Origin of the sequence: Lewinella sp. LCG006 (genome assembly GCF_040784935.1) — a bacterium.
Lineage (GTDB): Bacteria > Bacteroidota > Bacteroidia > Chitinophagales > Saprospiraceae > Lewinella.
In genome coordinates this window covers 5455527-5480222 of the sequence record NZ_CP160680.1, presented here as the reverse complement: position 1 = coordinate 5480222, position 24696 = coordinate 5455527, and the positions used below count along the sequence as shown (strand labels likewise).

21 protein-coding genes and 1 CRISPR repeat array are annotated in these 24696 nt (G+C 44.4%); of the genes, 7 read left to right on the top strand and 14 right to left on the bottom strand.

Annotated features, from left to right (window positions below; translation table 11 throughout):
• Window positions 1–14 precede the first annotated feature (14 nt).
• The 9 genes from AB0L18_RS19815 to AB0L18_RS19775 all read right to left on the bottom strand — a co-directional run bounded on the left by AB0L18_RS19815 (window position 15) and on the right by AB0L18_RS19775 (window position 9352).
• Complete coding sequence (locus AB0L18_RS19815) at window positions 15–1127, bottom strand: HigA family addiction module antitoxin (protein WP_367389056.1); 1113 nt, start codon at window positions 1125–1127, stop codon at window positions 15–17.
• 11 nt (window positions 1128–1138) lie between these two features.
• Window positions 1139–1471 (bottom strand): type II toxin-antitoxin system RelE/ParE family toxin, encoded by a 333-nt coding sequence (locus tag AB0L18_RS19810; RefSeq protein WP_367389055.1) that lies wholly within the window; start codon window positions 1469–1471, stop codon window positions 1139–1141.
• A gap of 54 nt (window positions 1472–1525) precedes the next feature.
• The gene (locus AB0L18_RS19805) at window positions 1526–4408 is read right to left on the bottom strand and encodes an SNF2-related protein (protein ID WP_367389054.1); all 2883 of its coding nucleotides are present in this window, start codon (window positions 4406–4408) and stop codon (window positions 1526–1528) included.
• A gap of 87 nt (window positions 4409–4495) precedes the next feature.
• Entirely contained in the window at window positions 4496–4780 is a 285-nt protein-coding gene (locus AB0L18_RS19800; RefSeq protein WP_367389053.1) for a hypothetical protein, read from the bottom strand.
• A 17-nt stretch (window positions 4781–4797) separates the two neighbouring features.
• On the bottom strand, window positions 4798–5325 hold the full coding sequence (locus tag AB0L18_RS19795) for a YkvA family protein (RefSeq protein ID WP_367389052.1): 528 nt from the start codon (window positions 5323–5325) through the stop codon (window positions 4798–4800).
• A 171-nt stretch (window positions 5326–5496) separates the two neighbouring features.
• Entirely contained in the window at window positions 5497–6507 is a 1011-nt protein-coding gene (locus AB0L18_RS19790) for a YhcG family protein (RefSeq protein ID WP_367389051.1), read from the bottom strand.
• Window positions 6508–6555: 48 nt separating this feature from the next.
• Entirely contained in the window at window positions 6556–6855 is a 300-nt protein-coding gene (locus tag AB0L18_RS19785; RefSeq protein WP_367389050.1) for a hypothetical protein, read from the bottom strand.
• A gap of 464 nt (window positions 6856–7319) precedes the next feature.
• A complete protein-coding gene (locus tag AB0L18_RS19780) occupies window positions 7320–7997 on the bottom strand; it encodes a hypothetical protein (protein WP_367389049.1) in 678 nt (225 codons plus the stop codon).
• 32 nt (window positions 7998–8029) lie between these two features.
• The gene (locus AB0L18_RS19775) at window positions 8030–9352 is read right to left on the bottom strand and encodes a tyrosine-type recombinase/integrase (protein WP_367389048.1); all 1323 of its coding nucleotides are present in this window, start codon (window positions 9350–9352) and stop codon (window positions 8030–8032) included.
• 431 nt (window positions 9353–9783) lie between these two features.
• Between AB0L18_RS19775 and AB0L18_RS19770 the strand changes: the two genes are divergently transcribed.
• The gene (locus AB0L18_RS19770; protein WP_367389047.1) at window positions 9784–10959 is read left to right on the top strand and encodes a tyrosine-type recombinase/integrase; all 1176 of its coding nucleotides are present in this window, start codon (window positions 9784–9786) and stop codon (window positions 10957–10959) included.
• A gap of 18 nt (window positions 10960–10977) precedes the next feature.
• Here AB0L18_RS19770 and AB0L18_RS19765 read toward each other — a convergent pair whose 3' ends face one another.
• Complete coding sequence (locus AB0L18_RS19765) at window positions 10978–11217, bottom strand: hypothetical protein (RefSeq protein ID WP_367389046.1); 240 nt, start codon at window positions 11215–11217, stop codon at window positions 10978–10980.
• A gap of 54 nt (window positions 11218–11271) precedes the next feature.
• A CRISPR array of direct repeats spans window positions 11272–11961; the repeat unit is 36 nt; unit sequence CTGGGAGTCGCCATCCATTTGAGTGAGGACTGCGAC.
• Between the two features lie 2895 nt (window positions 11962–14856).
• On the opposite strand from AB0L18_RS19765, the gene AB0L18_RS19760 reads away from it, so the two are divergent.
• Window positions 14857–15444 carry a hypothetical protein gene (locus tag AB0L18_RS19760; protein ID WP_367389045.1) on the top strand — a complete coding sequence of 196 codons (588 nt, stop codon included), beginning with the start codon at window positions 14857–14859 and terminating at the stop codon, window positions 15442–15444.
• Window positions 15445–15584: 140 nt separating this feature from the next.
• Entirely contained in the window at window positions 15585–15749 is a 165-nt protein-coding gene (locus tag AB0L18_RS19755) for a hypothetical protein (RefSeq protein WP_367389044.1), read from the top strand.
• Window positions 15750–15844: 95 nt separating this feature from the next.
• Here the strand turns inward: AB0L18_RS19755 and AB0L18_RS19750 are convergent, their stop codons facing one another.
• Window positions 15845–17263, bottom strand: a complete 1419-nt coding sequence (locus tag AB0L18_RS19750) for a hypothetical protein (protein WP_367389043.1) — start codon at window positions 17261–17263, stop codon at window positions 15845–15847.
• Window positions 17264–17408: 145 nt separating this feature from the next.
• On the opposite strand from AB0L18_RS19750, the gene AB0L18_RS19745 reads away from it, so the two are divergent.
• Window positions 17409–18068, top strand: a complete 660-nt coding sequence (locus AB0L18_RS19745) for a CRISPR-associated endonuclease Cas6 (protein ID WP_367389042.1) — start codon at window positions 17409–17411, stop codon at window positions 18066–18068.
• Between the two features lie 35 nt (window positions 18069–18103).
• Here the strand turns inward: AB0L18_RS19745 and AB0L18_RS19740 are convergent, their stop codons facing one another.
• Complete coding sequence (locus AB0L18_RS19740) at window positions 18104–19012, bottom strand: hypothetical protein (protein ID WP_367389041.1); 909 nt, start codon at window positions 19010–19012, stop codon at window positions 18104–18106.
• A gap of 9 nt (window positions 19013–19021) precedes the next feature.
• The gene (locus AB0L18_RS19735; RefSeq protein ID WP_367389040.1) at window positions 19022–19459 is read right to left on the bottom strand and encodes a mCpol domain-containing protein; all 438 of its coding nucleotides are present in this window, start codon (window positions 19457–19459) and stop codon (window positions 19022–19024) included.
• Window positions 19460–19532: 73 nt separating this feature from the next.
• On the opposite strand from AB0L18_RS19735, the gene AB0L18_RS19730 reads away from it, so the two are divergent.
• Entirely contained in the window at window positions 19533–20708 is a 1176-nt protein-coding gene (locus AB0L18_RS19730; RefSeq protein WP_367389039.1) for a hypothetical protein, read from the top strand.
• A 65-nt stretch (window positions 20709–20773) separates the two neighbouring features.
• Here the strand turns inward: AB0L18_RS19730 and AB0L18_RS19725 are convergent, their stop codons facing one another.
• Complete coding sequence (locus AB0L18_RS19725; protein ID WP_367389038.1) at window positions 20774–21238, bottom strand: RNA polymerase sigma factor; 465 nt, start codon at window positions 21236–21238, stop codon at window positions 20774–20776.
• A gap of 412 nt (window positions 21239–21650) precedes the next feature.
• Here AB0L18_RS19725 and AB0L18_RS19720 point away from each other — a divergent pair, with 412 nt between their 5' ends.
• Both AB0L18_RS19720 and csm2 read left to right on the top strand, forming a co-directional pair.
• Window positions 21651–24191, top strand: coding sequence for a hypothetical protein (locus AB0L18_RS19720; protein ID WP_367389037.1), 2541 nt, complete (start codon window positions 21651–21653; stop codon window positions 24189–24191).
• Window positions 24181–24648, top strand: a complete 468-nt coding sequence (gene csm2, locus AB0L18_RS19715; RefSeq protein WP_367389036.1) for a type III-A CRISPR-associated protein Csm2 — start codon at window positions 24181–24183, stop codon at window positions 24646–24648. Before AB0L18_RS19720 ends, csm2 begins: the two co-directional genes overlap by 11 nt.
• Window positions 24649–24696 lie beyond the last annotated feature (48 nt).

Below are 24696 nucleotides of genomic sequence, written 5' to 3'. Positions count from 1 at the left end.
GTAGCTTTTGAGGTCTAGCAGTCGGTACTTTCCCAGTCCAGTTTCACAATGAATTGTCTTCCATCAGTATGATCGAGTATATTCTTGTATTGCAAGCGGCCAATGATAATGGCGGGGTGGGTACCGAACTTTTCGGCGAATGCTAGTACTGCGTCTTCATCCAAATATTCTACGGCGGCCAGTACTTCAGCTTCTTCCTTTTCGGAGAGCGTCCACTTTACGGCAAAGTCATCCGCTTCGGTTTCTTTTTCCTTGTCTACCCCTTCGTAATCAACATTTTCCAAGAAGACATCTTTCTTGCCGTGTAGCAGAATATGCCCCAGTTCGTGAAAGAAGGAAAACCAGAAAATATCGTTACGCTTATAGCGAGAAGAGAGCTGGATGAGCGGAGTCGTATTATTATCAATCCACCGTGCCACCCCATTGATTGGTGCTTTGGGTAGACAAGGCGTAAAGACAACCTTAACACCAACCGTTAAGCACAAGGCTTGCGCCTGCGCAAAGAAATCAGGCGGATGGGCAGCCATAATCGCTTTCAGTTCTGGCAGGATCACTTTCAGTTTTTTAGCAGAATACTCAGGTGCATCTATGTCTCGGGCTTGAATATCTCCCTGTCTTAACCATGCACTTAAGGCATGAGGCGTCTTGGAATGAGCGAGTGAAATGCGGAAGGATGCTTTCAATTCCTTTTTTATGTAGAAATTCTCCCAGGCTCCTGCACGGGCAATACCGAAATACTCCAGCAGCGCTTCGGCTTTTTCTTCGGCTTTACGGGTTACCGGTAGCCAGCCTTTCTTAGCCATCTCCGCATACGGAAACGCTCTTGCCCAAGGCACTGCTTCTATAATGATAGCTTGGCGATTATTACGTGCTACGGCCTCATCATAGTGATACTGACGTTGTAGCCAGTAACTTGCTGGAATTTGAAGTACACTTTCAAATTGTATAGCCATATCAGGCGTGATCGCACTCTTGCCGTTCATCACTTCCGAAATGGTTTGCGTCGGTTTACCACAACGCACGGCGAATTCCTTGGGAGACATTTGCAGCTCCTCCAACTTTTCGCGCAGGTCTTCCCCGGGGTGCGTTACAGTTTGTGGTTGATATTCTTGCTTCATGATTGCCATTGCCTCTGTCTTTAGTGGTAGTCTACGATTTCCGTGACATCAACACCTTTAATCTCAATCCAAATGTACTTTCCGTCTTCGTCGGTTGGTATCGGGTCTTCGTGGGGTACGAAGATGAGTCGGTAAGGGTGATCCAGGTTACACGCCCATTGACCTTTGCGGTCACCCGTGAGTTCGTGAAAGTTGCCGGGTAAGTGCCTAGCTTCTTCCAGTGTGTCGACAGCGCGTAGCGCATCTAAGCGCCGCTTGATGAGATCGGCCCTTCGCTGCCCGTACTTCTTAACTAGTTTTCGGTCATCGTTGGCTACCTTTTTAAGGGTTTTATCACTAAATGATATAATCATTTCGGCAAAAATACAAATTATTATTCAGAGTAAGTGTGAAAAATTTTATAAAAATCAAATAACATTCCATTGAATTGTGAATAGTTCAGTTAGGATAAGTTCGTGCTGCATCCGCTGTTCAATATTGTCAATCAACTGTTCTTTTTGCTCATCCACTTTGTCCTGTGCTTGAAATAATGTTCGACGCTGTTGATTGCGCTTGGTTTCAAGGGCTTTGATTTTCCTTTGTGCGGCTATCTTTTCATCCAGGTTCAACACCTTCCGTGCTTCTGCTTTACGGGTCTTGATTTCCTGTTCAAGGTTGCGCAATTCAAGCTCCAGACTGCTCTTTATGTCTTCGGCCCAGTGTTCTAATTTACCCATCTCTTCATCGAAAAAGTGCGCATTTCGTTCACTATGAGCTTGTATGATATTTTTCCGGTAATGATGCAACCGATTATCTAAATCACCAAGCACTTGGGCAGGAACAGCACTTAAATCCTGCACCACCACTCCTGAGAGCGTAAGCAAACGAGAGGCTTGTTCTTCGTCCAACCACTGGCCAGTTTCCGTACAGGCACAAACTAACACATGGTCTTCCTCTTCAAAAGCGTCAATCCGCAAGTTGACTACCTTCATCCAACCGGATTGCCCAACCAGAGATTCTAGAATGGCTATGCGCTTGGGGGTACCTGAGTAATCAAACTGGATAGTAGCGGGAGGTAGTTCTACTTGCTGGTATTCCTGAATAATACGTTGGGCTAAAGGGTGCCCGATACGATAAGTATAATCCTCGGCAATGTTTTTACCAATCCGGTAATTCCCCGTAGGTATCTTATGATCCTCAAAAGGTGCTTGCGTGAGCGAAAAAGCATAAGCCCCCTCCTCGTTAAAGATGGCTTGACCTTGTAGTGCAAAGCGAGTTAGTTGCCACAGCCATTTTTCGTAGCGATTTAGATAGGCACGACTTTTCTCTAAGCTAATTCGTAGCTTTTCGTGTACTTCCGTATCAAAATGATCCAAGAGCTGTTGTTTGGTAACGCTCATACGCTCCTGAATATGGGAATCCATGAGTGATTGTAGTTCATCAAAAGCCGCTTGAATTTCTTGTTCGCTACGGCAGTTCTGATAAATATCCGCAATACGTTTTTCAAAATCTACGCCTGATTCAATGCTGCCAATCACTTCGTCACTGGCACCAAAGACACCATCAAAAAGGTGAAATTTCTCGTTGAGCAATTGATATACTCTTCGGTCTGCGGCATTGGCTTCGTTCAGGAAGTTAATGACGACCACATCGAAACGCTGTCCGTAACGGTGGCAGCGCCCGATACGCTGTTCAATCCGTTGCGGATTCCAAGGCAGATCATAATTGACCAGCAAAGAACAGAACTGAAGATTAATGCCTTCGGCGGCAGCTTCAGTGGCAATCATAATAGAACCCTCTTTCCGAAAATAATCCACGAGTGCCGCCCTTTGATCAGCAGATTTCGCGCCGGAGATCTTCCCTGTTCCTTGATGCTGGAGGAGCCAATCTTTATAAATTTGTTTGGCACGCTGTCCGTCATTGTTACCATTGAATTGCACGATGCGTCCGGCGTAGCCGTTGCGCTCTAATAGCTCCTGAAGGTAAGCCTGGGTTCGGCGCGATTCCGTAAAGATGATCGCTTTCTGATTGGCCCCTTGGCGCTCCATGGCTTGCATACCCGTCTTGAGTGCCGTTAGCAGTGCCTCTCCTTTAGCATTTTGCTCAATAGAAGTAGCCAATTGGCTGACAACCTGGAGTTCCCTAATCTCTGCGTCAATCTCGGCTAATTCTTCGGGGCTATACTGAATATGGACTGTTTCGAGAAGCTCATCTTCTTCCTCGTACCATTCGTCTTCCGTCTCATCGAAAGCCTCGTAATCTGTTTCGAGATCATCTAGATAGTCCTTATCAGCATTACTATGTTGCCGTTTGATGACCTCCAGTTTTTGTAACAGCCTTTGAAGCGTACCTGAAATAGCATAACTGGAAGAGGCTAAAAGCTTACGCAGAATTAGCGTCATTAGCTTCCGCTGACTGGCCGGGAGTGCGTATAGATTGGGCTTTTGCAAGTAAACAGAAACCAGATCGTATAGCCGCTGTTCATCCTCGTAAGGGACGAAGGACTGTAAAATGGCGTTGCGGTTGGTGTACTTGATGTATTCCAGCACATCCCTTCTCAGGGTGCGCTTGCACAATGGTTTTAGACGTTCTCTCAATTCGGCAAATGCCGCCTCATCCAAGCGGGCATATTGCTGTTTAAAGCTATTTAAATCACCAAAAGCATAGTCATCAATGATACTCACCAATCCGTAGAGTTCCAGCAGGGAATTTTGTAGAGGAGTAGCGGTAAGTAAGATTTTGGGAGTATCCAATAGTGCCCTTTTGATGGCCTTCCCAATTTTATTGGTGGGCTTGTAAACGTTCCGCAGTTTGTGCGCCTCGTCGATCACCACCAAGTCCCAGGGCGTTTGGCGAAGATAACTTTCCTTATTTCGGGCAAAGTGAAAAGAACAAATGACAATTTGATCGTCCTGCTCGAAGGGATTGAGATGGCCTGCTTTGATCTCGTTGTTAAAAGCCTTAGCCTCCAGAATGACCGATGGGATAAAGAACTTATCCGCTAATTCCTGGCTCCACTGTTTCCGCAAACTGGAAGGGCTGATGATGAGGATGCGCCGCTTGCGCTCTGCCCATTTCTGAGAAATGACCAAGCCAGCTTCAATCGTTTTACCTAAACCTACTTCATCCGCCAGTATTGCTCCCTTCGACAAGGGTGACCTAAAAGCAAATAATGCCGCCTCCACCTGATGAGGGTTTAGATCGACTTGGGCATCGACCAAAGTCGTCGCCAGTTTTTGGATGCTGTCCGAGGGGCTGCGTTTGGTCAGTTCGTAGGCGTAGTATTTGGCGTGGTAGGGGGTTAGGGGCATATTGATTAGTTGCAGAAAAACGCTTCTTTCGTTTTGGAGGCTAGCTCAATTTGTGAAGTCGAGCAAATGATAGTCTAAATTTGACATTTAGAAAATGTCAAAAATATCAAAAATATCAAGCGCATCCGCAATTACGCTAAGAATTTTCAATGCAACTAAAACAAGAAAGCCAATACCAGCCCATTCGAGAATTGCAACCAAATTCCCATCAATATTCCAAATCGTTGTATTGTTAATGACAGTATCTCCTCCTCCCCCAGCCGCATCAGGAGTTAAGAAGAAGTAGGATAAAGCAAAAGCAAACAGTACGCTAAAGACTTCTAAGCCAAAGGACCACTTCCGATCTTTTCTTTTCCCGTTTTCATCTTTCATTATTTAGATATTTGTAGTTAAGGGAATGATGTATGAATTGCGGCATTTTCAATTGCCCTCCTCGCTCTATCTTTAAGTTCCTGAGACAGTGCAAAGTTTAAAAAGTAGAAGAAAAGTAGCGTGAACCCGGCATCGTCAAGAAAGCCAACGGGAAACAAAACATCAGGAATAAGGTCTATCGGACTCACCAAGTAAACGATAAGTGCTATAGCCCAGAAGAATACTCTTATCACCATCCTTAAAACAGACCGGATGATGTTCAAAATCACATAAAATGCAGCCTCCAAATGAAAATAAACCCACCTTATACGTTCTTGAATGGCAACAATAAACTGCATCGGACTACGAATGAATGAACACAGTATCATTGCCAAAAACACCCCTGCTCCCAGTACGACAGCAAGATCAATCATGGATGGTGATGGATTTAATAAAGACTTATACGCAATAGCTAGAAAAAAAGGAGTAAGCACGAAAATCAAAAAACGCAGTGCTTTGCTAAGTTCTCGTTTATTAAATTGTGGCTCAGAATAATAATACGACATGGTAGCAGCTTTTTGGGAAAAAGGAGTTAACTGCCATGCCTTCCGTCTTTGCGTTTGAATAGGAATCGGCAACAACGAATCCTGACAGTCTATATATCTTTAATACAGATCAAACCCAGAATTAGTTCCTGCAATTATTCCATTTTTTAAAATATAAAAACGATACTAACTTTAGGATAATTGACGGAAAGTAAGCCGCTCCCTCGCCTCCACCATCGCCTGATGGATTTTCTGCTCCAACAAAGCCTTTGGCGGCAACTCCGTCCAATATTCCGCCACCATAATTCCATCTTTATGCATTTCGAGTAGCTCCACTTGCTCAGAACTAGCCTCAGCGCAGAGGATAAGACCAATGGGGGCATTTTCGTGTTCCTGTCGTTCATGCTTGTTGAGCCAACGCAGGTATAATTCCATCTGACCCTTGTGCGCGGCTTCGAACTCTCCAATCTTAAGCTCGATGGCGACTAAACGGCGGAGTTTCCGGTGAAAGAACAAGAGATCAAGATAGAAGTCCCTTCCATCAATGACCATTCGTTTTTGGCGGGCGACGAAACTGAAGCCCGTTCCCAATTCCAAAATAAAAGATTCCAGTTCTTTCAAGATGGCACCTTCCAGGTCTTCCTCCATGTACCCCTCTTTCAAGCCAAGAAAGTCGAGGATGTAAGGGTCTTTAAAAGAATTGATAACCTCGCCCTCCTCCGTTGGAAGTTGCAAGTTTCCCAATTGGGTACGTTCATATACTTTGCGGCTGATATGGTGGCGCGTTTGACGCACACTCCACCGACCGGCGGCAATCTGTTCTGCGTAGAAATTGCGTTTGTCTACCTCTTGAATGGGGAGAAGAAGGACAAAATGTGACCAGGTCAATTCTCGCGACAGTGTCGCGACAATCTCATGTTCAGGAAAACGCTCATGAAATTGCATCATACGCCAGAGATTTTTCTCGGTATACCCCCGGCCAAATTGCTGGGTCAATTCTCGTGACAGCGTCGCGACAATTGCCTTTCCGTATTCCGCTCGTTCACTTTGCAGTACTTCCTCGTTAATACGCTTACCGATATTCCAATACATTAAAGTGAGTCCGGCATTGACAGCCTGATGTACCCTTTTACGGGTATCTTCAATCAGTTGGCGGATGTCATTAAAAAGAGGTTGATTACTGTTTTCTAGATGCTTATCCATTTTTGTTAATGCTTAATGCCCTAATCGTAATTATTGATGATCGTAATTCTATTCACGCATTCTGTTTACGCGATACTTGTTCCGGTATGCCAGCAACTCGCCACGGTTGTAGCGACGTTCTTTCAGGTGATAGTAAATAGTGAAATACCCCTGGTCTAGGAGAATTTTCAAAACCTTGTTGCTGACTCCTAAGATGCGACAAGCTGTTCCTGTACTCACTAAATCGTCTTCTCCGATTACCCGTTGAAGCTCCGTATTCATAGCTTGGAACTCTGCCCTCACAAGGCTGCGTAATAGCTCTTCTAATTCCTGGGTAGTAATAGCCTGAAGAATAATTTCATTGGTCATGATGTGTGAAGTTTTTAGTTTAATATCGGCACTAAAGCCATTGATTTACTTCAAACATATTCATCAAACTCAACAAATACAAAACCCTCTATTTCAGTGACTAATGGCACTTTCATGGTCACAGAAGATCACCCTCTCCCAACCATCGAAAAAGCCTTTCTCATCTCGTCCCATTCAGGCGCATACGATCCCAGTTAATGAGCTGTCGAAAAACTAAAACTTTAACACTTTTTAACATTTTGGAAACAGTATGGAGCGAATTTCCTGGATTTTCTCCCATCGCTCCTTATTGTCTTTAATCGACTGCAATGTGGTTTTGTGAGAAGGCTTTCCCTGATGCCTTCGGTTTGCATCCTTCTTTACGGAAGAATAATATCTAGCTTTAAACCTAGCTTCTAAGCGGCTGAGATTCTTTAATAAATAGGGGTCGCTTACATCTAGCTTTAAGCCATAAAAGGTGGCACTTATAAGTGTTGCCCGTTCAGGGACGGGCGGCAGACGTTTCCCTCCTCCGCGTTTAAGATTTTATCAGGTTCTTCATGATTTGGGAAAAGGTGTCCTATGGCCTCCTTTTTCTTTTCACCAGCACCCTCGTCTTCAATTCTATTGGGACGCTTTCCAGCTCGAACGTCTTGCATAAATCTATGCAGCTCGGCTCTTGCCAAATAGAATTCCTGCAGTTCCTGCCACTGTGCCTTGTTTTGGTAAAGCTGCATCTGGGTCGTAAAAAGGGTTTCTTTCAGGATCATAACTTCAATCACCCAGCCAATGATCATAAGCGTCCCTACCGATACCGTCCATGCCAGTCCATAAACCGACATCACCAGCCAAGCTTCCCATAGGGAAAGCAGGAGTAATACCGTTGCAGCGATTATCCCTATAGAAATCTGGTCTTGTAAACGAGCAGGATTGAGCTGGAAGAAAAACACTAGCGTTCCCCTGCCCGTCTGAATGGCTAAGGGAATAAGAAAAGCCGCTATCTTCATTCCGACATCTGTTGCATTTTGCGCATGAAAGATGCCCATTATGAGTGCAGAGATCAGATAGGTTGCAATCAGAAGTGCAAAACTGAGCTTTGGCAAAATTGCGCGTAAACGCTTGATCGCATTTTCAAAATCTTGATTGATAAGGATGTTATTCATGATATTGGTATTTTTCAAAAGTTGATTCATTACTATGCGCCTAGCAATCTAATATTGGCCTCAGAGGGTGCATTTTGTCGGTTACGTGCAACGATACTCAGCGCGATCTCTTCTGCATTCATCTCGCCATCAATACCTATGTAATCTCTCAGTTGGGATTCCGTAGCATGGCCGGTCATCGGCATAATCTGGGCAAGGCTGTAGCCCATGCGATAGAGATTGGTCGCGAAACTTCGGCGGCAGCAATGTGAAGAGACGAGCTTGTACTTTTCCGTATATGATTTTTCAATTCCGGCCTTACGTCCCATATACTGTTCTACCTGTAAGATTTTCTCGGTAAACCCAGCCAATTGGCACAAGTCTTTAACCCCTTCATTAAATTTCTGCATGGAGATTCTAGGCGTTTGGAAACGATTCCGTCTAAGAACAGGTATTAACCATGGGAAGATATTCAAGGGTACTTTGGAGGGTGTAGCCGTCTTCTTTGAGATCAACGAGAGCAGCATTACCCCAGAGAGGGTTTCGTAAAAATTATCGGAAGTATAGCAGGAGAAATCACTAAATCGTTGCCCCGTCCCTGCCCCAATCAATAAAACATCACGGATTTTCGCTAAATGCCCCTGAAGCGGAAGATCGGCTAGTATCTGAAGTTCTCGCACATTCAAGAAAACCAATGCGCCTTTTGCTTTTTTAGTCGAGACTGTCCACCCTACTCCTTGGTAACTGGTATTATTATGCAGCTTCTTGCGACGCGCACGTTCCATAAATTGTCTAAGCGTCTTGAGTGTTTTATTGCCATAAGCCAACTGGACACCTCGGAGCGATAACCAATCGATCAGCTCTATACGAAGATTCCAATCGACATCATCATAGCTAAAGCCAGCCCCATCTCGATATTCAGCTGCAAATTGCTGGATAATTCGACAATGCTGCCGGAACATCTTGAGCGTATCTTTTTTCATCCCTCCCTTCTCCATATCCGCTAACTCATAATCCAGGAATTCAAGGAAGGTCATTGTGCTATTGACCTCCTTTACCTCCACCCTAACACTCAGTCTCATTTCGAGCTGTTTTTTGAAGTCGGTGGTTGAGATATTCCCGTGATCAGCATCTAAATAAATAGAGGTACAATGCGCAACAAGCTCATCCAGTAATCGCTGAAGCTTAAGCAATTCAATTCTGTGCGTCCGAACAATCGGTCGCTGAATATTAAAGTCCCAATCTTTTGGATCAATAGAATGCCCGGTAGAATACATCAGGCGTTTTCCTCGGTAACGATACACCAGAGAGATAAGCGTAGGGGTATCGCTTTTCGGGAGTCGGAGATTAAACTTTGGAATAGGTAATCTAGCCATGTCTGTGGGTTGTGGTTACGAAAATAGATTTCGCTCCGCACCCCAACTGCGTTGTCGGAATGGTTGTCGTGAGTGTTCCCACGTATTCCAATCATTGTCAAAATTTCTCCTCTTTTCAACCGCCCTCCTCTCACTTTTGAGGGGTTTTGACCGATTACCTTGGAAAATCAGGTGACCCTGGCCGTCCTGCTGGGATCACTGAAAAATTAAGCTCGCTCCAATCCTGGAGCGGGCTTTTTTTGTGCCCCTTCCCTTCTTTTATTTATAAACAACTGATTTACTGACACTTAACACAAGACCCAAAGGTCACTCATTGTCGCGCAAACGTGTTTGTTTTTGTTTTAACTAAAAAATTAACCACACTCAATTGTTTTTATTTGTGTATTTTTGACACGCTTTCGCTAAAATGCTTCTAAAGAAAATTGAGTGTCATGAATTTTAGAACTGTACTGTGGACGTACTTTGTCCGGAAGAATGGAACCTGTGATGTGAAGGTCTATTGCAGCCATGAAAATAAGAAAAAATATTTCTCCACCGGCATCCAGCTCCTGCCTAAAGACTGGGACGAGCGCAAGGAGGCCGTCCGCAACACCCACCCGCTAGCCGCGCGCTATAACGCTAAAATCACCCGCCTGCGGCTCGACATCGAGCGCCACTTCCTGGAAGGCGGCGACTGGGACAACCTCTTTTCCAAAGGCAGCAAAAACGGCCTGGTAGAATTTTTAGAAAAAATCATCTCGGAAGGCAAAGACGGGATGCTCTCCCTCACCAGCGGCACGGTCAACAACTACCAGTCGCTGCTCACCCGCCTGAAAGGCTACGAGCAGAAGACTGGCGAAAACATCACTTTAGAAGGCATCAACATGGCCTTCTACCAGAAGTTTACCGCTTACCTCTCCACGCACGGGAATTGCCAGCTGCCCGGCATCAACAAACACATCAAAGTGCTGAAGCGGGTGATGAACATTGGTCTGGAAAGAAAGATCCACCAAAACACCGTCCACCAGGAAAAAGGCTTCCGTCGCCCGCGACTGAACAAGTCCGACAAAGTCTTCCTCAACGAGCAGGAAATCATCACCCTGGAGAACACCGACCTCAGTGCCCAGCCCCACCTGCAAAAGGAACTGGATCGCTGGCTGGTCGCCTACTACTTCCTCCTGCGCTTTTCCGACCTTCAGGAGATCTCCTCCGCCAACCTCATGCAGATCGAAGGCACCACCTTCCTGCGGTACCGCGCCGGAAAGACCCAAAAAGAAGCCACCATCCCCGTCCGCCAACGTGCCATGAAACTGATGGAGACCTACAACTTCGATTTCTCCTGGGGCACCAACCAGCAAGCCAATCGACAAGTAAAGATGGCCATCGCCGCAGCCGGAATCAACGAGATGGTCACACAAGGGGCCATCACCGCTCCCAAAAGCTCCATCATCACCATGCACACCGCCCGTCGCAGCGCCGCCACCAACCTCTACCTCAGCGGCCAGTTCAGCCTCAAAACGATCGCAGACCTGGGCGGTTGGGAGAACATGAAGACCTTGCAGCTTTATCTGCGGTGTAGCAATATGGATAGTGCGAAGTTGGCGGCTAAGAGTGAGTATTTTCGGTAGGGGTAAAGCCTGTCCAAGCTAAAACCTTTTTTCAAAAAGCACCACCCAAAAGCTTGCAAGGGATTTTAAAATCACTACTTTAGCTTCCGCATTAAAGTCGTCTGTGATAAGGACGCCAAAGCAGTTGCTGAATAAGATGTAAGCATCTACCCGATGCACCGCTGCGGACGAAACCTTAACATTGAACGACACGGCCCCTCTATGCACTGGCATACCGAGGGCTGAGATGTCATGTTCATTGACCTGCTTTTTAGACATCCATGATTTTTAATTGCTTGAATTGCAACAAAATACATATTACACACGTATGCACTGGGAGTCGCCATCCATTTGAGTGAGGACTGCGACATGGATTACCTGAAAGCACCTTTAGTTGCTAGAGCTGGGAGTCGCCATCCATTTGAGTGAGGACTGCGACGTTTGTGTCTTTTTTTCCAATAGTGGGTTGATTCTCTGGGAGTCGCCATCCATTTGAGTGAGGACTGCGACGGAGGCTTAAAATTCTCCCCTCTCCACTTAGCTCCTTCTGGGAGTCGCCATCCATTTGAGTGAGGACTGCGACATAAATTGCAGGTTCACTTGTCACGTTGTAGATATCTGGGAGTCGCCATCCATTTGAGTGAGGACTGCGACCAATAGGGGGTGAAGTAGTATTCATCCACACAAAGCAGCTGGGAGTCGCCATCCATTTGAGTGAGGACTGCGACACAATGTGGACTAAGCCTCGGTCGATGCTTGTTTTTCTAGGAGTCGCCATCCATTTGAGTGAGGACTGCGACTTATAATTAGTACATAATCAGTATTTAATAGTCGTTTTAACCTGGGAGTCGCCATCCATTTGAGTGAGGACTGCGACTATCGTCGTACACATCGACGGCGATCCTATGAACTGCCTGGGAGTCGCCATCCATTTGAGTGAGGACTGCGACTTCATTATGAACTTGCGATGAGGCTTAATTTTGTTGGCTAGGAGTCGCCATCCATTTGAGTGAGCCCGCCTGGCCGGACGCCAGTCGGACAGGGACTGCGATCCCGTTACGATTCTTGCAAATCTATCGGGACTAGCCGTACGGGGTACGTCTAGCGACCTAACCAGTTAAAGTAATCTCAGAACAAAGAGAAGTTGAAACGTGCTCCGCAGGTTTCAATCCCGTATCGAAGCTCCGAGGGAGGTAGGATCGGGACGGAGTACGTCTAGTGCTTAACCAGCTAAAGGAACCATAGACTAAGGAGAAGTTGAAACGTACTCCGTAGGTTTCAATCCCGTATCGAAGCTCCTAAGGAGGTTTGATCGGGATCGCCATCCATTTGAGTGAGCCCGCCTGGCCAGACGCCAGTCGGACAGGGACTGTCCCGATCGACCTTATCAGCTCTATGGGACTAGACCTACGGGGTACGTCTAGCGACCTAACCAGCTAAAGAAACCATCAACTAAAGAAGAGTTAAAACGTGTCCCGCACGTTTTAATCCCGTATCGAAGCTCCGGGGGAGGTTTGATCGGGAGACGACGTTTTAATCCTACCATAATTAAGGCTAACAAAAACCAAAGTCGTCGACCTCAAATACTGCTGTTGTGCCAAGGTCTAGCATTCAAGCATTTAGCATTTTTGTTGTTGATCGCAGCATTCACTCTGAGTATCTACTCTCTTGAAAATCAACACAATGCCGTCGTCGTCGGTATTTTCACCTTTTCTTTTGACTTAATGGGTTGAATACCATAAATTTGCACTGTCAAAAGATATGAAAAATAGGAATTATGAGTCTCCATCCAAATTAGTGAGGACTGAGATCCCGATACGACCTTCTCAGGTCTATCGGGACTAGACCTGCGGGGCACGTCTAGCGACCTAACCAGCAAGAGAAATCAAGATTGGAAAGGAAATTAAAACGTGTTCTGACCAAAGCTCGTGTGGAGGTTTAATCGGGATCGCCTTCCATTATAGTGAGGACTGAGACTCCCAGTACCATAATTGCGTAAGGACTGCGCAAATAGCCCAGACAAGGAAAAAGTATCCATTATGTTTCCAGGGAATCAGTAAAACCTTATATTTAAGAGGCAAAAGAAAAAGCTCTTTGACACCACCGGAACTATAGCTACCAAAAGAAAGGAGTTGCCGCTAGCTATAGCATGATCAGTGTCCGTACCAACGGCCTACAACAGCTGCGTAGCTTTGGATCAAATCAACTAGAGCAGTAGGTGCTCCGTGGTAGAAAACGCCCCTATTGCTACCATCCAATTTTTTGTATTATCATTATGTTAAATAGAGCGTTTTGAAAAACAGCACAATCTATTCTACCCCAATGAAATACATAATCATTTTTTGACCTAAGCAGATTTTCGTAATTTCTTACAGGAAGCGAAATACATTTTGTTTGTACTAAAAACACAAATAACTAAAAATCAGCGAATTGCAGAAAAACATCATTTTTGTTTTTGCTCAAAAAAGACTATATTGCTTCCATTAACAAATGTTAAAATCTAACGAAAAATCATTTTCGAGTATGTCATTAAACTATTCTTTTATTTGTTTTTCTCTGAATAGCTTATCTTTAGCATACGTTTTGTAAAAATGGGCCTTCAAGTCGCCATCCATTATAGTGAGCCCGCCTGGCAAGAACGTTAGTCTCCCGTTTGTGGCAGAATGCTTCAAGTCGCCATCCATTATAGTGAGCCCGCCTGGCCAGACGCCAGTCGGACAGGGACTGCGACAAATAAAAACTTTACGTTTACGTCATCCCGGGCCACTTCAAGTCGCCATCCATTATAGTGAGGACTGCGACCTTTCTTGACCTGTGGCTTTTTCATTTTCTTTAGTCTTCAAGTCGCCATCCATTATAGTGAGGACTGCGACGAATCATTTTGCGCTTGCACCGCTTCTTCATAATTCAAGTCGCCATCCATTATAGTGAGGACTGCGACGGATGCCGTCCTTGATGAACATGGCGTCGAATACTTCAAGTCGCCATCCATTACAGTGAGGACTGCGACAGGGTTAAGGCGATCGACGTTCTTTTTGATGCTTCAAGTCGCCATCCATTACAGTGAAGACTGCGACGCTATCCCATGTGCCCTTTTCATTTTTAATGTGCTTCAAGTCGCCATCCATTATAGTGAGGACTGTCCCGATACGATTCTTACAAATCTATCGGGACTAGCCGTACGGGGTACGTCTAGCGACCTAACCAGCAAGAGAAATCAAGATTGGAAAGGAAGTTAAAACGTGCCCCGCACGTTTTAATCCCGCATCGAAGCTCCGGAGGAGGTTTGATCGGGATCGCCATCCATTATAGTGAGCCCGTCTGGCCAGACGCCAGTCGGACAGGGACTGCGATCCCGATACGATTCTTACAAATCTATCGGGACTAGCCGTGCGGGGCACGTCTAGCGACCTAACCAGCTAATGTAATCTCAGAAGAATAAAGAGAAGTTAAAATGTGTCCCGCAGGTTTTAATCCCGTATCAAAGCTCAACAAGTGATTTGATCGGGACGATCCAGATACCACCTTATCAGCTCTATCGGGACTAGACCTGCGGGGCACGTCTAGCGACCTAACCAGAAAGAATAACCAAGACCAAAAAAGAAGTTGAAACGTGCCCCGACCAAAGCTCATTTAGAGGTTTGGTCGGGACAGGGCACGTCTAGCGACCTAACCAGCAAGAGAAATCAAGATTGGAAAGGAAGATAAAACGTATCCCGCACGTTCGGGAAGTGGCACGTCTAGCGCTTAACCAGCTAAAGGAACCTTAGGCTAAGGAGAAGTTGAAACGTATCCCGACCAAAGCTAAGGAGGAGCTTGGATTTGGAGGATGCTCTCCTGAAGGCCTGTGTTTGTGTTAGAAGCACATATCAAATCGGCCTATGACCACCCTCGACAGCGGGATAGGCCACCTGATGCTTGGAATTGACCCTGATAGACGAGGTTGCCCACCTCGGCCCCTGGTGGGCAACCTTAGGCCTAGCCTATAGCCCACCTCCGACCCTCTGGGCCACCTCCGACCGGGCGGAGGACATGGGCGGGCCGTGGCCCGTAGTATTCGTTATAAATTACCCCGCTAGTCTAGTCTACCCACGGAGCATTCACACCTCACCAGCGTCACTCCTTCCTCGCGAGGAAGGAGCCGGAGGATGGAGCCTAAAACAAGGCCAACACACCCCTCTCCTCCAACTCAAAAAACTCCTGCCCTCACAGGGAAGGCTGGGATGCCTGCCTACCAGCGAGACTATAGAGCAGGAAGGGGTCTTAAATACCCCACGCTGCGTTACTCCGTTCAACGCAGGTCTAGCTCCGATAGATCAAGGATCGTATCGGGAGAGCTTAAACAGCTTACGTCCTCCTCTTCCCAAAAAAATTACTACCCTAGGTGACATTTCCCCCTCCTCTCCCCCACTACCTGGTGTTCATCCGATCTATGGCGGGATGGCACCGGTGAGAAAGGCTTTTCCTTTGTCCGTTGCTGGTTTTACTTTTTCGCTACGAAGCTGACGCTCCGTGGGGTGGCTGTGCTATGCCTGTTGGTAAGGTTAGGTCTTAGGTAAAACACCGTTGATAGGTCGGTTATTCTTCACCCAGTTGTTCTCGCTGCGGCCGGCAGTGGTGGGTAAAACTGACCAATCGTCAACAAAATGTCTAAAGACAAGCATCTGAAGGACTGCCTCAAAAACACCAAGGCAGCCCCAACACCCTTATCTGCAAAGGAAATGCTCGCCCTTAAAGGCGGGGATGGAAATACTGGAACGCCGCCGCCACCACCGCCGGTGACCGGTACGGAGGATATCATCATCCTGTAAGTTGAAGTCGGGAGAATGGGGCGCAAATTGTATACCTTCCCAAAAGCGCACCGCAGCAGCAAGGGACGGCTTGTTCCGGCTGGGGCGACCAGCTCTCATATTTGGGCGATCTTTTCGCGCAACCATTCTCCCGCTGCTATCGTTTTGGCTGCTTGTTGCATCTTCTCTAGGTACTGGCGAATTTTTGCCGGACGCTCGCCACGCTCCCGCATCACCACCAGTTTATGAATGATTTTTATCAGATTGAGCACACTTTCTCTCGAGCGGGCAGGTACCTTTGAGTTATACCGCAAGAAACGATCTGCGTTCCGTAGAAAATCCCGCAGCGAAAAAGCCGTACTTTCTTCCGTCAGATAAAGCTCGGTGAGGGCTTTGATCTGCAGCCCGTACATCTGCAATCGCTGTTCCAGGGGCATACGACTTGCCTGGCTCGTTAAGCGGTACACCGCGCCGTAATCTCCCCGACCAAAGGCCAGTTGCGCTGCACTGAGCAAACTGATATTGGTAGCATCCTCGACCGATACCCAGGGCAGGTATTTTTCCCGAAATTGCTCCACCCAAGCGAATTCTTTCACTGCAATCCCCACCATACAGATGTTGATGAAGGTCGTTTCGGTCATTTTCTCCGCGTCGAGGTAGAGGTCTCGATCAAATGCAAATTTTAGCAAGCCAAAAAACCTTTCCAAGCCCTCGCGCCCCTGGTTTACGCTATGCCGATTGTGTAACATCATCAACTTGGTAAAGAAAAAGGTGCGATCGTAGGGATAAAGCGTGGGAAACAAGGCGTAATAGCACTGCTCACAGGCATCAATCAGTTCACTGCTCAGCTTTTCTGCACAGAAGGCCTCGTACACGCGAAGATTCAGCTGCAACAAAGGCCAGGTGGTACTCAAGCTTTGGGCCAGGGCCAGGACGGGCTCAATCTCAGCGCGATTTTTCTCGTAATCATCCTTAATGACACTCTGCTGCTCGATGCAGTAGCGCAACTCCAGGAGGCAAAACAAGAGCCGATTGTACTCCGTCGCCCGCTGGAAGTCTTCTTTCTGCGGAAGCAGGCCTGGAAATTCGTACTGCTGCTGCCAGCGCACACGGTAGGCATTGGCCGTATCCCAGGGAGCTTGATTTTCGGTGGCAATGGCCGCCTCGTAAGCATCTATCTGCGCTTGCAGCAAGGCGTAAAGCTTGCGCCGCTTGCGACCGTCAATCGCCAGTTTCGCCTGGGTAGTAGGGCTTTCCCGCAGTTCTTGCTGTACCAAAAACGCATGCAACACTTGTAGGTATTTCCTCAACAAGTCGCCCCATTTCCGAGCGACATAAGCTTGCCCAGGGAAGAAAGTCGGGTAGACTTCAGCCCCTTCCAGCTCGAAACCAGGAGCTGCCCGCAACAAATGATGGAGCACCACCAGCCGCTCGTCCGAATTATGGTAAGGAGAACTCAAAAACTTCTCCAACCACAACCATTCTTTTGCATCAAGCGTGGCCAGGATACTTTTTATCTCGTTTTTTGAAATCACTATAAATTTTTAATTATTTGATAATTAGCTATTTAAAACCTGTTTAAGAATCAAATATGCTATAATTAACTCGTATTTCTTAATTTTTTTGGCAAAAAACAGGCCCTTATCCCCCTTAGTTTTGCAGCAGATCAAAAGAATAAACGTGTCCCCATTATTCGTACGTCAAACACACTGGAACATTCCCTGCACGCAAGCCACCCTTGCGGCGGGCATCCAAACACTAGAGAAGGCCCTCAACGCGCCCGGTCGGGGGACGCCTACCGCCGCGGGGTCTTCCTTTTTCGCAAACGACTGGCAGGAGTTTAAAATCGGCACTTATGCGGGTCGCCAGGTCCTCATGCTGATGGAGGTTTGCCTGGGTCAGGCAGCTTTCTCCCCGATCACCTCACTGGCCTTAAAAAACCTGCTCCTTCGCCAGCGCGAACATCGCTTCCAGGCCGATTACGGCAAAAAGAAATACACCTACTTGCTTTTCGGGTATACCCCGTTCCGATCCCAAGCTTACACCTCCTATCAACAAGCGCGCTCTCTCGCTGATAAAAACGCGCTCTTGCAAAGCCATCTATTGTTTCACCTCAGCGAATTGGCCGACCGCATGAACTGGCCAGCCAGAGAGCCTTTAACCCTCGATCAGCTCCGTGTCGGCAAAGAAAAGAAAAGCAGATTGGGAGGTATTTTCCAAGCCAGCTTTGACCTGCAATTCCGTACCAATCTTTTCATTCCCGAGTTTCTTGGTCTGGGGCGTGGTGCACAGTTAGGTTTGGGAGTGGTGCGGCCGCTGCGGGGTGTACGACAGAAGTAGAAGAGTTTTCTCTTGGGGAGGAGTACCTCAGCTTTTTATATCTGTCTTATCTCTTCTTGTAGATTATCCAGAAGATTGTTAGTCTCGGTCTTAGCTTCTTTACGTGTTATCAATTCCTTGCTTCTATTTTGTTCAATATCGATTACTCGTCTCCTAAGTGCAATTAATTCTTTTGATTTTTCTTGAAAAATCTCAGCATTTGGCAACTCGGAAAGGTCTTTCTTAATTGTATCGATTATTTCAACTATACTAATACCATTGGCAATCATTTCTTTCCATTTTTCTTTTTGACTCATCAAGTCAGTGTAATTTTTACTAACCTTGTAATTGGGTAAATTAAGATCATGGTACTTATAGAGATTATTTTGATCATTATCTATATACTCATGAATCAACTGGTGCTTAAATGAGCCAAAATCTCTTAAGACTTCAAAAATATGTAGGTAACTTTTTTGATAAAGGAGTGCTAAAGAAATGGTGACAAAATCTTTTTTAGGTGCTCCTGTTAGATCAAAAATATTGTCATAATTTCGGTTACTCGCTTGATTTTCTAAATACTGATCTAATGTTGCTGAACTTTCTACTTTTGTTACTATTTCGTTTTCATCCAACCAAGCACTTACTTCCAGATAGGAATGTAAAAATTGTCTATTTAATTTGATATAATCGAAACCTTCTGATGATTTTTCCCAGTCATTTATTTTTCTATCCCATTTTCGTACTTTACTATTGATGAGATTTTGGATTTGTATGGATATATTCTCCCGAATGATAATAAGTTCGTCTCGGAGTTCTTTTTTTGAATCTCCTTCATAGGCAATCTTTAGAAGAGTAATACACTCTACTAATGACTTCCCATATTGCACAAACAAGTGGGTAATAATATTAATATATAAATCAGGTGACAACCCATGAGCTGTAAAAATGAAAATATTCTTTTTCATTGGACGCGACTATAATTCAATGGGATAAACTACGGCCTGATTTCCTCCTCTCGATTTAGCTAGCTTAAGTCCTAGGTAAACATCAGGAAGTGTTTTCCCTATTCCAATGGATGCACTACAATTTGTTCTACTCTTGAAACTTTTCAAGAGAGAACTACAAAAAGGCATGTCGAATTTACCATAAAATAAAATACTATCCCCTGAGCAAAACAGAACTCTGCCATTAAGCTCAATAACTCTAGTTTTTATTTCTTCTAATACCATGGAGATTGATTGGCTAAATTTAACAACCTTTGCTTCCTCTCCTGAAATTAGAAAAGATTCAATTATTCGGCCTATGCTGTCTCCGTCTAGCCCAATATAATAATCGCCCATAGCAGTGCTTAATAAATTATAAAGAACAAAGTTATACAACTTCTCGTAGAATGGGATAAAATTTTCAATCATCCAAAGTGAAACTATGTAAGGATTTTATCTGATACTATTGCAGATAACCTGTTTAAAAAATTCAATTAGCATCATGACAGAAATATTAGTGATTCTGGTAGGAGAACAAGCTGCACCTAATGCTTTGGTTTTGTTGGAACCGGATTTTTCACATGTTGATAAATACTGGTTTATATCGACAGAAAAAATGGAGAAGCAAGGAAGAACTGAACATTTATTAAAAGCAACCAAAATAAAGAGGGATTGCTTGTCAGTTTTTATTGTTCCACCTGACGATCCCATTCGGGTTGCATCAATACTATCAAGTTCTCACAACCAAGACAACAGGTATATAGTCAGTTTAACTGGTAGTACAAAAATGATTGGTGCCGGTGCGTGGTCTTTTTTTATTCAAAAAACAATTAAAGCAAAAATCCTATACGTGCTTTCCGGTGTAAATACTTATCGTGTAGTTCATCCCTCTGAATATATTGGAGATTATGCCCTAAATTATAGCTTTTCGGTAAAAACTTACCTAGAGGCATATGGCATAGCCTACGAGAAGCCATCCTATGGTTATCAGTCTAATCCAGCTACCGAAAAACAACTATTACAAGATGTTTTAGATGGCAAGCAGCCGATTACCAGTATAAAAAAATCGACATTAGCCCTTGGGTACGAGTTAACGAAAGAAATGAGAATGATCAATGGTGAACTCGGCGTATCTTATGACCATTTAGTCTGGCTAGAAAATTGGTTGAAACATTTGCACTTTACGCCACAAACAAAGCAACTACTAAACGCTTCGGAAGTACAATATTTACAATCTTTATGGCTTGAACACTATCTAATGCGTATGATAATAGGGCAATTGAAATTGTCCAGTCTGGAATGTGTACATGGTTGGAAATTATACCCTGCAAATGATGGTGAGCGTCTGGCTGGCAGAAATCACGAATTTGATTTACTCTTTTGTTACAGGAATAAGCTATACGTGATAGAAGCTAAAATAGGGCTAGGAAAAGCACAAGGGCAACAAATTAAAGTCAATTTTAATAATGCCTTGTTCCGTTTAGCGGCATTAAAACGCGATTATGGTTTTCATGTTCAAACTGTACTTATCACATTAACAGGAAAACTTCGTAAACACAAAGGTGGTACAATACAGAATCACTTCGCTCGTGAAGCCGATCTGTTAAATGTAAAGATCATTGACCGCACACTTTTAGTTGAAGGCCCTGAGGTATGGGTGTCACTATTATTAAAATAAGCTGTTATTTATGAAATCTAAAATCGTTAGATGTTTTTAGAATATTCATTATAATAATTTTGGACTTATGCTCTTTTGACTAATTCTCTTGCTTGAGTTAAAAGTCTTGAGAAAATATTTCGCACTCCTCCATAGCTAAGGCCTAATTGAGCCGCTACTTCGTCATCTTGGTAGCCCTGACAGCGAAGATTCAGGATTCTTTGGTCACGCGGAGAAAGTTGATGGAACCAATGTAAAAGCTGCGGTTCAGGTAAAGAATCAAAAAGTACTTCAGCATTAAGATAACGTTGACGATCACGAAATGTGATCAAACATAACAGATTTTCATTTAGACAACGCATAGCCTTACGTCGCTTATCCCAATAGTTACGCTTGATGATTTCAAAAGCAAATGCTTCCGGGTATTCAATAGTGTCTGTCATACTACTTAGCTTATCCAGAAAAATAAGAATACCATCTTGTACAGCACTGTGCAAAGCGTCTTCCAAATGAGATTCGTGAGGTTTGAGTAACAGACGATAAGCTTTCATGTGTAAGCGATGATAAAATCGATCTAAAGCTACGCTAGACGTAAGCAATATCAATGAAGTATCCATAATGGCAATGGCCCCGTGAGGGGTATTGTAGCTACGACCGAAGTCGAAGCAGGGTTATGGATCACGTGAGTGCCATAGCCTTATGTATATTACCTAGTGGTTGCAAGCCAATTAAAATGTCATCACTAATTAGTACTTTTTACTAATCTTTTTCAAAACGGCACTTAATTCGGTATTATTCTTTCTTTCGTTTGTTTTTTTTGATTTTATGCTTTACATTTGAGTACAAGCGGTTACTCTATCGCTTTTCCACTCTTATTTTGGCCTTACCTGGGAGGTTGCCGATTGTTATTAAATTACTTGCTGATTTGCTTTTAGCAAAGCTGGCTCCTAAATTATTTACTGGATGTCTGATTCACTATCGTTGGATCGCTTGTATTTATTTGCATTGTTGTATGATGCACCAGCTATGGTAAAGCAGGAATTGTTGGGTTCGCAAGAAATACCAGCTGATTGGCCTGAGCTTTGTCGTTTGGCTAACAGGATGGTGTTAGGAACTGAATTAGAGCGAAGTGAAAAAGTTACTGCACTACGATCTATTTTTTCTTTATTGCGACTTCCTAAGTATGACCCGCCGAAGGCTAACTATTGGTTTCAACCGGCAGAAATGCTATTAAATGACGATTTTTTTCCGATCAAAGATGTGGAGGCACAACCATTTGATGAGCTATGGGCCGAGTTCATCAAAGCAGCTGCTCCGTTCGCTGAAATGGCAGATAAATATGGAGGTGAGATGGTACTTCAACTGCTCCATAAGTATACGGCAACAATTCCCTGTGATTACATAGAACGTGATACTGTTTGCTACTATGATCTTGCCCGTCTGCGAGCAGGAGTTGTTATAGCGCTCGCTAAGGGTGGTGATAAAGTCAACAACAAGGTGCTCATGCTGGGTGGTGATGTTTCTGGTATCCAGAAATTTTTGTACGATATTGTTAGTAAAAACGCTTCTCGTAATTTAAAGGGGCGGTCCTTTTATCTTTATATACTGGTCAATAATATTATTGAGGACTTACTTGATAGATTAGATTTATATCAGGGAAACATTGTGTATGATTCGGGTGGAAACTTTCTTCTTATTGTGCCGAATACTGAGGAAGTAAGAGAAAAGATCAGACAGTTTGAAGAAGAGATCAGTAAAGCATTATTCGAACAGCATAAAACTACGATCACTTTTGCTTTTGGCACTACAGTCTTTGGAAGAGGTGACACCTTGAGAGAGATGTTTAGTGAAATTGGAAGTCAGCAAAGGAAGAAAAAGCAGCAGCCCTTCAAAAAGCAGGTAGAGGAATATTCGACTTTGTTTGATCCTGAAGAGGTAGAAAAAGGAGGTATAAGTCCTCGTGATGTAATAACCGGTGAAGAAATTCCTGTTCAAGAACTCACAGATGATGTGAGAAAAGAAAGAGCGTGCTATTTCGACCCCAATAATATCGAAGATATTCGGGGAGCATCTAAAGAGGAAATTGCAAGCGGGAAAAACTTGATTTCTTATAATTCTGCTACTCAAGTAATACTCGGACAACGCTTGAAAGGGTTTAACTATTGGATCAAGACTACGAAACAGGTAGATGAACTTGGTAGGATATATATTCCTCGTTGGATGCCCGTTCATACTAGGGTTGGTAAGCTAGAAATCTATAATTATTTATTAACATCTGCTGATTTAGACGAGCATTTCGAGCAACTCAGAAGCATCCCATTAACGATTTTGCAAATCAATGAGTTCTCGCTTCCTGAGTGGAAAATTCCACCAAAATGGAAATTTCAGTTTCATCTCTACGGTGGAAACGAAGGCCCTACGACACTTCTACCCTTGCATCCAAATTCAGCTTACTTAGTCGTACCTAAGACCTTTTCAGAGATGGCGGGTAACGTGGAAAAGGACCGTTTGGAATACGGGGGTGAAGATTACGTAAAGTCGGAGTTGGATTTTAAACGGCTAGGTGTACTACGCATGGATGTCGACAACCTCGGACGTTTATTTAGGGAGGGAGTACCAGTTAGTCAAACTTGCCTTGCCAATCACGCTACCCTAAGTAGAAACATGGATTATTTCTTCAAGGGCTATCTCAACAAGTTGTGGGTGCAGGACTATCGTTATGACACAACACAGATTATCTACGCCGGTGGGGATGATTTGTTTGTAATCGGTCGCTGGGATAAAATCTATCACTTTGCCAGATCAATTAATCGCGATTTTGCTAGATGGACCGGGTTTAATCCGGCTATCAGCATATCCGGAGGAATGGTAGTAGTCACGCATAAGTATCCCGTGATGAAGGCCGCAGATATAGCGGGTAAAGCAGAAAAACAGAGTAAGGATTACACAATAACGACTTCCAGCAAAACATCAAAAGGATCAATAGAAAAAAAGGATCATGAAAAAAACGCCTTCACTGTTTTAGGAAATACTCTTCGCTGGAGCGAAGTGCAAAAGCAGGATGACACCTGTACTGATGATACCTGGACGGATGAATTCGCCTTGTTAGAGCAATTATTTCTTAAGCTCAAAACTCAATTACGCGGAAAGCATAATCCTGATGGAATACCAATAAGCATACTGCGTAATTTGTACACATTGCGCGAACTTGAAAGTGGTATAATCAGCCATAACAAATTTGCCTGGCACTGGCAGGCATCCTATGCACTTGGGCAACTACAAAGTCGTTTATCGAAGAGGTCGCAATATGCGGAAAAAACCTTCCTTGAGCTGATTAAGCAATTTGTACTGGTAGGAAATATTTGGGATCGGAGATTGACGTCTTCATTACACCACACCCCTCTATCCCTACTTGCGCTCACAGCAAGATTGGCCGAACTAGATCGGCGTACGGAAAGTGCTATTTTAAATCAAGAACATAATAACCGAAACGATGCCTTATAACAATAAAAAACGTGAATCTGCTACTGTAGCAACTCCCGATGCATTGAAAAGAATCGATGGATGGATACAAACGGATTTCGAAGACGAGACAATCGCTTTCACGGATAAATTTGCTAAAGAATTAGTAGATAATAGGTTGACTACAAGTCAAATTCGAATAATTTTTAGTGAAGTGAAAAGAATTGCCAGTCGAGTAAGTCTGCCCGAAGGAAGTTTAGTAGGGAATAAGAAAGACTTTTTGATGCTCAGACCTAAAATGGCCTATGCCGCAAAGCGCGCAGGTACGCACGGTACTAAGTCATTACAGGAAGTGCTGGAAAGAGCTCACATTGCTGTAACCGATAAAATGAAAGAAGATCAAATCAAAGAGAGCGAGGTGGATAGAATTTTTTTCAATTTTGTCGATTTTTTTGAATCCATTCTCGCTTACCATAAAGTTCATGGCGGCCGCGATTGATAAATTTATTTTGCATAAGCAAGATTTCTTGAATTGACAAAAAAGAAA

Excerpts from the sequence above, each read along its gene's own strand:
- AB0L18_RS19815 (WP_367389056.1), bottom strand. The coding sequence starts at position 1,127 with ATGGCAATCATGAAGCAAGAATATCAACCACAAACTGTAACGCACCCC.
- AB0L18_RS19810 (WP_367389055.1), bottom strand. The coding sequence starts at position 1,471 with ATGATTATATCATTTAGTGATAAAACCCTTAAAAAGGTAGCCAACGAT.
- AB0L18_RS19805 (WP_367389054.1), bottom strand. The coding sequence starts at position 4,408 with ATGCCCCTAACCCCCTACCACGCCAAATACTACGCCTACGAACTGACC.
- AB0L18_RS19800 (WP_367389053.1), bottom strand. The coding sequence starts at position 4,780 with ATGAAAGATGAAAACGGGAAAAGAAAAGATCGGAAGTGGTCCTTTGGC.
- AB0L18_RS19795 (WP_367389052.1), bottom strand. The coding sequence starts at position 5,325 with ATGTCGTATTATTATTCTGAGCCACAATTTAATAAACGAGAACTTAGC.
- AB0L18_RS19790 (WP_367389051.1), bottom strand. The coding sequence starts at position 6,507 with ATGGATAAGCATCTAGAAAACAGTAATCAACCTCTTTTTAATGACATC.
- AB0L18_RS19785 (WP_367389050.1), bottom strand. The coding sequence starts at position 6,855 with ATGACCAATGAAATTATTCTTCAGGCTATTACTACCCAGGAATTAGAA.
- AB0L18_RS19780 (WP_367389049.1), bottom strand. The coding sequence starts at position 7,997 with ATGAATAACATCCTTATCAATCAAGATTTTGAAAATGCGATCAAGCGT.
- AB0L18_RS19775 (WP_367389048.1), bottom strand. The coding sequence starts at position 9,352 with ATGGCTAGATTACCTATTCCAAAGTTTAATCTCCGACTCCCGAAAAGC.
- AB0L18_RS19770 (WP_367389047.1), top strand. The coding sequence starts at position 9,784 with ATGAATTTTAGAACTGTACTGTGGACGTACTTTGTCCGGAAGAATGGA.
- AB0L18_RS19765 (WP_367389046.1), bottom strand. The coding sequence starts at position 11,217 with ATGTCTAAAAAGCAGGTCAATGAACATGACATCTCAGCCCTCGGTATG.
- AB0L18_RS19755 (WP_367389044.1), top strand. The coding sequence starts at position 15,585 with ATGTCTAAAGACAAGCATCTGAAGGACTGCCTCAAAAACACCAAGGCA.
- AB0L18_RS19740 (WP_367389041.1), bottom strand. The coding sequence starts at position 19,012 with ATGAAAAAGAATATTTTCATTTTTACAGCTCATGGGTTGTCACCTGAT.
- AB0L18_RS19735 (WP_367389040.1), bottom strand. The coding sequence starts at position 19,459 with ATGATTGAAAATTTTATCCCATTCTACGAGAAGTTGTATAACTTTGTT.
- AB0L18_RS19730 (WP_367389039.1), top strand. The coding sequence starts at position 19,533 with ATGACAGAAATATTAGTGATTCTGGTAGGAGAACAAGCTGCACCTAAT.
- AB0L18_RS19725 (WP_367389038.1), bottom strand. The coding sequence starts at position 21,238 with ATGAAAGCTTATCGTCTGTTACTCAAACCTCACGAATCTCATTTGGAA.
- AB0L18_RS19720 (WP_367389037.1), top strand. The coding sequence starts at position 21,651 with ATGTCTGATTCACTATCGTTGGATCGCTTGTATTTATTTGCATTGTTG.
- csm2 (WP_367389036.1), top strand. The coding sequence starts at position 24,181 with ATGCCTTATAACAATAAAAAACGTGAATCTGCTACTGTAGCAACTCCC.